Genomic DNA, 7,278 nt, shown 5'->3' with positions numbered 1-7,278 from the left:
ACCTTGACGTTGTAGTCGACGACGCGCTTGACGGGAACAATGATTTTCATGGGAGAGAGTCTCCAAAAGGTTTTGAAAAAAGGGGCGGACTAGGCCGAGGGCTGCAGCATTCCCGCCAGACGGGCGCTGATCAGCGCCTGTGCCTGGTCCATGATGCTGTCTATCAATTGCTGTACCGTGGGGATGTCGTCGATCAGGCCCGCAACCATGCCGCAGGACCAGGCGCCGGCCTGCATGTCGCCCTGCTGCATGACGCGCGGGTAGATGCCCGCGACTTCGGGCGCGATGTCGGCAAAGGTGATGGCCGCGCCCAGCTCGCGCTCCTTGGCCAACAGGCGTTCGACGCCCGCATTGGTCAGCACCCGCTCGGTATTGCGCAGCGGGCGCATCACCAGCCGGGTGTCGAGTTCGCTCGCGGCGACAATCGCCTGCTTGACGTTGTCGTGCACCGGCGCTTCCTGCGTGGCAATGAAGCGCGTTCCCATGTTGATGCCTTCGGCGCCCAGGGCCAGCGCGGCCACCAGCGAACGGCCGTCGGCCATGCCGCCCGAGGCGACAAACGGAATCTTCAGTTCCTGCGCCGCGCGCGGCAGCAGGATGAAATTGGGCACGTCGTCTTCGCCCGGATGACCGCCGCACTCGAAGCCGTCGACGCTGATCGCATCGCAGCCAATGGCCTCGGCCTTGAGCGCATGGCGCACCGAGGTGCACTTGTGGATCACCTTGATGCCCGCGCCCTTGAGCGCCGCCATCCATTTCTGCGGGTTGTTGCCCGCGGTCTCGACAATCTTCACCCCGCCGTCAATGATGGCCTGGACATAGCCCGGGTAGTCGGGCGGATTGACCGACGGCAGAAAGGTCAGGTTCACGCCAAACGGCTTGTCCGTCAGCGCGCGGCAGCGCGCGATCTCTGCGGCCAGCAGTTCGGGCGTGCGCTGCGTCAGGCCGGTGATGATTCCCAGGCCGCCGGCATTCGATACCGCAGCGGCCAGCTCGGCCAGGCCCACATGGTGCATGCCGCCCTGGATGATGGGATGCTGGATGCCGAACAGCTCGGTGATGCGCGTCTTCATTGCGGGCTCACTCGGAAGCAATGTGCTTGTCGCGGATCAGCTGGCCCCAGCGGGTGTAATCCTGCTGGATGCGGCCGGCCATCTCGGCGGGCGACTGGTAGAACGCAATCGCGCCCGCGTTGAGCAGCCGGCTCTGGGTCTCGGGCTCGGCCAGGATCTGCTTGACTTCGCCGGCAATGCGCTCGACCACGGCCGCGGGCGTGCCCTTGGGCGCGAGCAGGCCGCCCCAGGACACGGCGTCATAGCCCTTGATGCCCTGCTCGGCAATGGTCTTGACATCGGGCAGCATGGCCACGCGCTGGGGCGAGCCCACGGCAATGGCGCGCAGCTTGCCCGCCTGGATATGCGGCAGCGCCGCAACCAGATCGGCATACATGATGGGCACCTGGCCGCCAATGGTATCGGTGATCGCCGGCGTGCCGCCCTTGTAGGGCACATGCTGCATCTCGAAGCCGGCCATCTGCTTGAGCAGCTCCATGCTCAGGTGGCCGAAGCTGCCCGCGCCCGAGCTGGTGTAGTTGAGCGCGGTCTTCTGCGCCTTGGCGTGGGCAATCAGGCTCTTGATGTCGGTGACTTCGGGCAGCAGCTTGGGGTTGACCACGATCACGATGGGCAGGTCATAGACCGTGGCCACGGGCGCGAAGTCCTTGACGGTGTCGTAGCCCGCGGTCTTGTACAGATGCGGCGCCAGCAGCGTGGGCGTGGCCAGCATCACCAGCGTATAGCCGTCGGCCGGGCTCTTGGCGACCTGGGCCGCGGCAATCGAGCCCGAAGCGCCGGGGCGGTTTTCCACCAGCACGGTCTGCTTGAGGCGTTCGGACAGCTTCTGCCCGAGGATGCGCGAAGCGGTGTCGGTGGGGCCGCCTGCGGGAAACGGCACGATCAGCTTGACCATCTTGCTGGGCCAGGCCGCCTGCTGCGCGAACGCGCTGCCGGCAAACAAGGGGGCGGCCGCGAGGGCCAGAACGCCGCGGCGGGTAGTGGCAAAAGTATTCATGGTGTCTCTGTCTCTTTGTAGCTGTGTCCCGCGGCACCCGGCCGCGGGATGGATGGTCTCAGGCGCCGGGCAGCGTCAGCACGCCCTTGGCCTGCAGCGCCTGCAGCTCTTGCTCGGACAGCTGCAGCAGTTGCTGCAGCACGTCCTTCGTGCCCTCGCCCAACGTGGGCGGGGCATTGCGTATCGGCAGGCGCTTGCCGTCGAGCCGATACGGCGGCGCAAACACATGGGTGGTGCCGGCCACGGGATGGGGCATTTCCTGCAACAGGCCGCCGCGGCGCGTGCGCTCGCTGGTCAATGCCTCGTGCAGGCCCGAGACCCGGCCGCAAGGAATGCCGAAGCGCGACATGCGCTCGATCAGCACATCGCGCGTCTCGGCGCGTATCAGCTCGGTGAGCAGCGGCAGCAGTGCCGGGCGGTTCTTGGAACGCTCGACATTGGTCGCGAACTTCGCGTCTTCAAGGATGTCGGGGCGCTGCACCACATCGCGACAAAAGCGCTCGAATTGCTGGTTGTTGCCCACGGCAATGATCAACGGACCGTCGGCGGCCTCGAACATGCCGTAGGGCACGATCGACGGGTGCGAATTGCCATAGCGCTGCGGGTCGCGGCCCAGCTGCATGGCGTCGAGGCCGTAGTAGCCGGTCACCGTGAGACCGCAGTCATACAGTGCCATCTCGATCAGCCGCCCCTTGCCCGTGCGCTCGCGCCGGAACAGTGCGGCCAGCACCGCCTGGGCCGCGTACATGCCGGTCATCAGATCGACCACGGCCACGCCGAACTTGAGCGGCGGCTGCTGGGCTTCGCCGTTGAGCGCCATCAGCCCGGCCTCGCCCTGTATCACCAGATCGTAGCCGGGCCGCTTGGCCTCGGGGCCCGAGGTGTCGTAGCCGGCAATCGCGCAGTAGATCAGGCCGGGCTTGAGCGCCTTGAGTTGCTCGTAGCCCAGGCCCAGCTTCTCGGCGCCGCCGGTCTTGAAGTTGTGCAGCACCACGTCGCACTGGGGCAGCAGATCATGGATGATCTTGATGCCTTCAGGGCTTTGCAGATCGACCGTGACCGAGCGCTTGTTGCGGTTCATCGCGCTGTAGTAGGTGGTCTCGGTCTTGCCGATGCGAATGCCCCAGTCGCGCGTGTCGTCGCCGCGCTCGGGGTGTTCGACCTTGATGACTTCAGCGCCGAAGTCGGCCAGCACCATGCCGCACATAGGGCCTGCAAACACGCGCGACAGATCGAGCACGCGCACGCCTTCGAGCGGGAAATCGGTGCTGTCGTCGGCGGGTGAGGTGTTGTTGTTGTCGCTCAATGTTGTCTCCTTGCCGCTGCTGCTAGCCGCGTGGCTGGCGCAGTTGCGTGTAATCGGCCGGGCGTTTTTCGAGAAAGGCCGCCATGCCTTCGCGCGACTCCTCGCTGGCCTGGGCGTGCACCATGAACTGCGCTTCCTGCTCGAGCTGCTGCTCCAGCGTGTTGTCGTAGGCGGCGTGGCACAGCGCCTTGATGTTGCCCATGGCTTCATCGGGCCCCGAGGCCAGTTGCTGGGCCAGCGCAATCGCCTGGGCCAGCGCTTCGCCGGGCTCGGCCAGGCGGTTGACCGCACCCAGCGCATGCAGGCGCTCGCCCGACACGCGCTCGCCCGTGAGGCACAGCTCGGTCAGCAGCTGGCGCGAGACGAACTGCGCGAGAAACGCCGTGGCGCCGCCATCGGGCGTGAGACCGATCTTCACATAGGCCACGGAGAACGCCGCATTGCGCGCCGCCACCAGCATGTCGCAGGCCAGGGCCAGCGACACGCCCGCACCGGCGGCCGCGCCTTCGACGGCGGCAATCACCGGCTTGGGGCAGGCGCGCACGGCGCGAATCAGGTCATGCAGGCCTTCGAGCTTTTCGCGCCGCTCGGCCACCGACAGTTCGCGCCGCTTGACCAGCTGGCGCAGATCGCCACCGGCGCAGAAATGCCCGCCTTCGCCGGTCAGCACGATGGCGCCCACGCCGGGGTCGTTCTTCGCATCGTGCAGCGCTTGCGTCAGCGCCAGGTAGAACGCCGGCGACAGCGCATTGCGCGCCGCCGGATTGTTGTTGCTCAGCACCAGCACCGCGCCTTCGCGGCGGGTGATCAGGGCGGTGTTTTGTTCGTTGCTCATTGCGCAGTCTCCCGGCCCAGCGCCATGAAGCGCGCCAGATGGTGGTCTTCGTCGCCCAGTTCGTGATCTATCATCACCAGGCGCTTGGCATAGTGCGACAACGGCAATTCCCAGGTCATGCCTATGCCGCCGTGCATTTGTATGCTTTCCTCGGCAACCAGCGCGCCGATGCGGCCAATCGTCACCTTGGCGGCCGACAGCGCGCGTTCGCGCGTCAGGCGGTCGCCGTCCAGCGCCGCCGCGGCATTGATCACCGCCGAGCGCGACTGCTCGATCTCGAGCAGCAGATCGGCCATGCGGTGCTGCAGCGCCTGGAAGCTGCCGATGGCCACGCCGAACTGCTTGCGCGTCTGCAGGTATTCGAGCGTGTCGCGCTTGGCGACTTCCATCGCGCCCACGGCTTCGGCGCACAGCGCCAGCACGCCCGCGCCGACGGCGATCTCCAGCGTCGCCAGGCCCTGGCCCTCCTGGCCCAGCAGCGCGTCGGCGCCGACTTGCACCTTGTCGAGCGTGATCTCGGCGACGCGGCCGCCGTCCATGCGGCCCATGCCGCGACGCGTCAGGCCGGCGGCCTCGGCGGGAACGAGAAACAGCGAAATGCCGTCTTCGCCGTCGACTGCGCCGGAAGTACGTGCCGACACCAGCAGCAGATTCGCATGGTCGCCCTGCAGCACCACGGCCTTGGCGCCCGACAGCGTCCAGCCGCCTGCGCTGCGCTCGGCGCGCGTGGCGACGCGGTTCAACTCGTAATGGCTGGCCGGCTCGTCGTGCGCCAGCGCGGCAACCGTGCTGCCGTCCACCAGATTGGCAATCAGCGCCTTTTGCGCCGGCGTGCCCACGGCGGCCAATGCCCGGCCCACCATCAGCGCGCCCAGGAAAGGCTCGACCACCAGGCCGCGGCCCAGGGCCTCGAACACCACGGCGATGTCGAAGCCTGCGCCGCCAAAGCCGCCATCGGCCTCGGTGAACAGCGCGCCAATCGCGCCGAGTTCGGCGAACTGGCTCCACAGCGCGGGCGCCATGCCCACGTCGCCATAGGCAATCGCATTGCGGGTCTCGAAACCGTATTGCTCGGAGACAAAGCGGTTGAGCGTGTCCGCCAGCATGCGGCGGTCTTCGGTATGTTCAAAATTCATCGCGCCAGCCTCACAGGCCCAGGATCATCTTGGAGATGATGTTCTTCTGGATTTCATTGGAGCCGCCGAAGATCGACAGCTTGCGGTAGTTGAAGTAGTTGGCCGCGGCCGTGGCCGCTTCCTTGGGGCCCACGCTCTCGCCCGCATAGTCCGAGTACTGCGCCTCCTCGGTGAACGGCAGCGCGTACGGCCCCATGGCGCGGCGTATCAGCGACAGGATTTCCTGGCGGATCTCGGTGCCGCGGATCTTGAGCATCGAGCTTTCCGCGCCCGGAACGCCGCCGCCGGCCACGGCCGCGATCACGCGCAGGTTGGTGGTCTTCATGTTCTCCAGGTCGATCTCGACCTTGGCCAGGCGCTGGGCGAACTGCGGGTCCTGGTCCAGCGGCTTGCCGTTGCGCTGCACGCGGCTGGTAATCGCCTTGAGCTTTTCCAGCCCGGCCACCGAGAAGCCCACGCCCGCAATGCCGGTGCGCTCATAGGTCAGCAGGTACTTGGCATAGGTCCAGCCCTTGTTTTCCTCGCCCACCAGGTTCTCGGCGGGAACGCGCACGTTGGTGAAGAACACTTCGTTGACTTCGCGGTCGCCGTCCAGCGTGCGGATGGGGCGGATCTCGACGCCCGGGGTGTTCATGTCGACCAGCAGGAAGCTGATGCCCGACTGCGGCCGCGCCTGCTTGTCGGTGCGCACCAGGCAGAAGATCATGTTGGCGTGCTGGCCCTGGGTGGTCCAGGTCTTCTGGCCGTTGACGATGTAGTGCGCGCCCTGGGCGTCGACACCGGCCTCGGCCGTGGTCTTGACCGACGCCAGATCGGAGCCCGCGCCGGGCTCCGAATAGCCCTGGCACCACCAGTCCTCGCCGCTGAGGATGCGCGGCAGCCAGTAGTTCTTTTGCGCTTCGTTGCCGTACTTGATCAGCACCGGGCCCAGCATGTTGACGCCAAAGGGCACGATGCGCGGGCCGCCGGCGAGCGCGCACTCGTGGTCGAAGATGAACTTCTGCACCGGCGTCCAGCCCGGGCCGCCATGTTCCTCGGGCCAGTGGTTGGCAAACCAGCCGCGCTCGTTGAGGATCGCATGCCATTCGGACTGGTCGTCGCGGCTCAGGCGCTGGCCGGCCTTGACCTTGGCCGCCAGCGCGGCGGGCAGCTTGTCGCGCAGGAATTCCTGCACTTCGGTGCGAAACGCCAGCTCTTCGGGGGTGAAATTCAGATCCATTGGTTTTCTCAGTAAATTTCGAACAGGCCTGCTGCGCCCATGCCGCCGGCAATGCACATCGTCACCACGCCGTACTTGGCCTTGCGGCGACGGCCTTCGAGCAGCAGGTGGCCGACCAGGCGTGCGCCCGTCATGCCAAACGGATGGCCGATGGAGATCGCGCCGCCGTTGACGTTCAACAGCTCGGAAGGAATGCCCAGCGTGCGCTGGCAGTACAGCGCCTGCGAGGCAAAGGCTTCGTTCATTTCCCACAGACCGATGTCCTCGACCTTGAGGCCGTGGCGCGCCAGCAGCTTGGGCACGGCAAACACCGGGCCAATGCCCATTTCATCGGGCTCGCAGCCCGCGACCGCAAAGCCGCGGAACGCGCCCAGCGGCTGCAGGCCCAGGCGCTCGGCCTCTTTGGCCTCCATCAGCACGCTGGCCGACGAGCCATCGGACAGCTGCGAGGCATTGCCCGCGGTGACGAACTGACCCGGGCCCTTGACGGGCTCGAGCTTGGCCAGGCCTTCGAGCGTGGTGCTGGGGCGGTTGCAGTTGTCCTTGGTCGCGATCACATCGCGCAGCGTGACTTCGCCGGTTTCCTTGTTCTTCTCGGCCATGCGCGTGGCGCAGGCAATGATCTCGTCGGCAAACAGGCCTTTTTCCTGGGCCGCGGCCGTGCGCTGCTGGCTTTGCAGCGAAAACAGATCCTGGTCTTCGCGGCTGATGC

The 7,278-nt window shown here is 66.6% G+C and carries 7 protein-coding genes; all 7 read right to left on the bottom strand.

All coding sequences use genetic code 11. The features are described from left to right. Positions 1-89: 89 nt before the first annotated feature. Complete coding sequence (locus tag RR928_RS23555; RefSeq protein ID WP_332540213.1) at positions 90-1,073, bottom strand: NAD(P)H-dependent flavin oxidoreductase; 984 nt, start codon at positions 1,071-1,073, stop codon at positions 90-92. A gap of 7 nt (positions 1,074-1,080) precedes the next feature. Continuing rightward, positions 1,081-2,070 carry a Bug family tripartite tricarboxylate transporter substrate binding protein gene (locus RR928_RS23550; RefSeq protein ID WP_332540214.1) on the bottom strand — a complete coding sequence of 330 codons (990 nt, stop codon included), beginning with the start codon at positions 2,068-2,070 and terminating at the stop codon, positions 1,081-1,083. A 58-nt stretch (positions 2,071-2,128) separates the two neighbouring features. After that, positions 2,129-3,376: a CaiB/BaiF CoA transferase family protein gene (locus RR928_RS23545; protein WP_332540215.1), complete on the bottom strand. Its 1,248-nt coding sequence runs from the start codon at positions 3,374-3,376 to the stop codon at positions 2,129-2,131. A 22-nt stretch (positions 3,377-3,398) separates the two neighbouring features. Beyond that, positions 3,399-4,211 (bottom strand): oxepin-CoA hydrolase, alternative type, encoded by an 813-nt coding sequence (locus tag RR928_RS23540; RefSeq protein WP_332540216.1) that lies wholly within the window; start codon positions 4,209-4,211, stop codon positions 3,399-3,401. Beyond that, the gene (locus tag RR928_RS23535; protein WP_332684481.1) at positions 4,208-5,347 is read right to left on the bottom strand and encodes an acyl-CoA dehydrogenase family protein; all 1,140 of its coding nucleotides are present in this window, start codon (positions 5,345-5,347) and stop codon (positions 4,208-4,210) included. The genes RR928_RS23540 and RR928_RS23535 overlap by 4 nt, the downstream gene beginning before the upstream one ends. A 10-nt stretch (positions 5,348-5,357) precedes the next feature. Then, the gene (locus tag RR928_RS23530; protein ID WP_332684479.1) at positions 5,358-6,566 is read right to left on the bottom strand and encodes an acyl-CoA dehydrogenase family protein; all 1,209 of its coding nucleotides are present in this window, start codon (positions 6,564-6,566) and stop codon (positions 5,358-5,360) included. Positions 6,567-6,574: 8 nt separating this feature from the next. Further along, the coding region (locus RR928_RS23525) for an acetyl-CoA C-acyltransferase (RefSeq protein ID WP_332684477.1) at positions 6,575-7,278 on the bottom strand (704 nt) is incomplete at its 5' end.

Source organism: Comamonas sp. (assembly GCF_036666375.1).
Taxonomy (GTDB): domain Bacteria; phylum Pseudomonadota; class Gammaproteobacteria; order Burkholderiales; family Burkholderiaceae_C; genus Comamonas.
The sequence above is the reverse complement of the archived record's forward strand: the minus strand, read 5'-3'. Positions and strand labels throughout refer to the sequence as shown.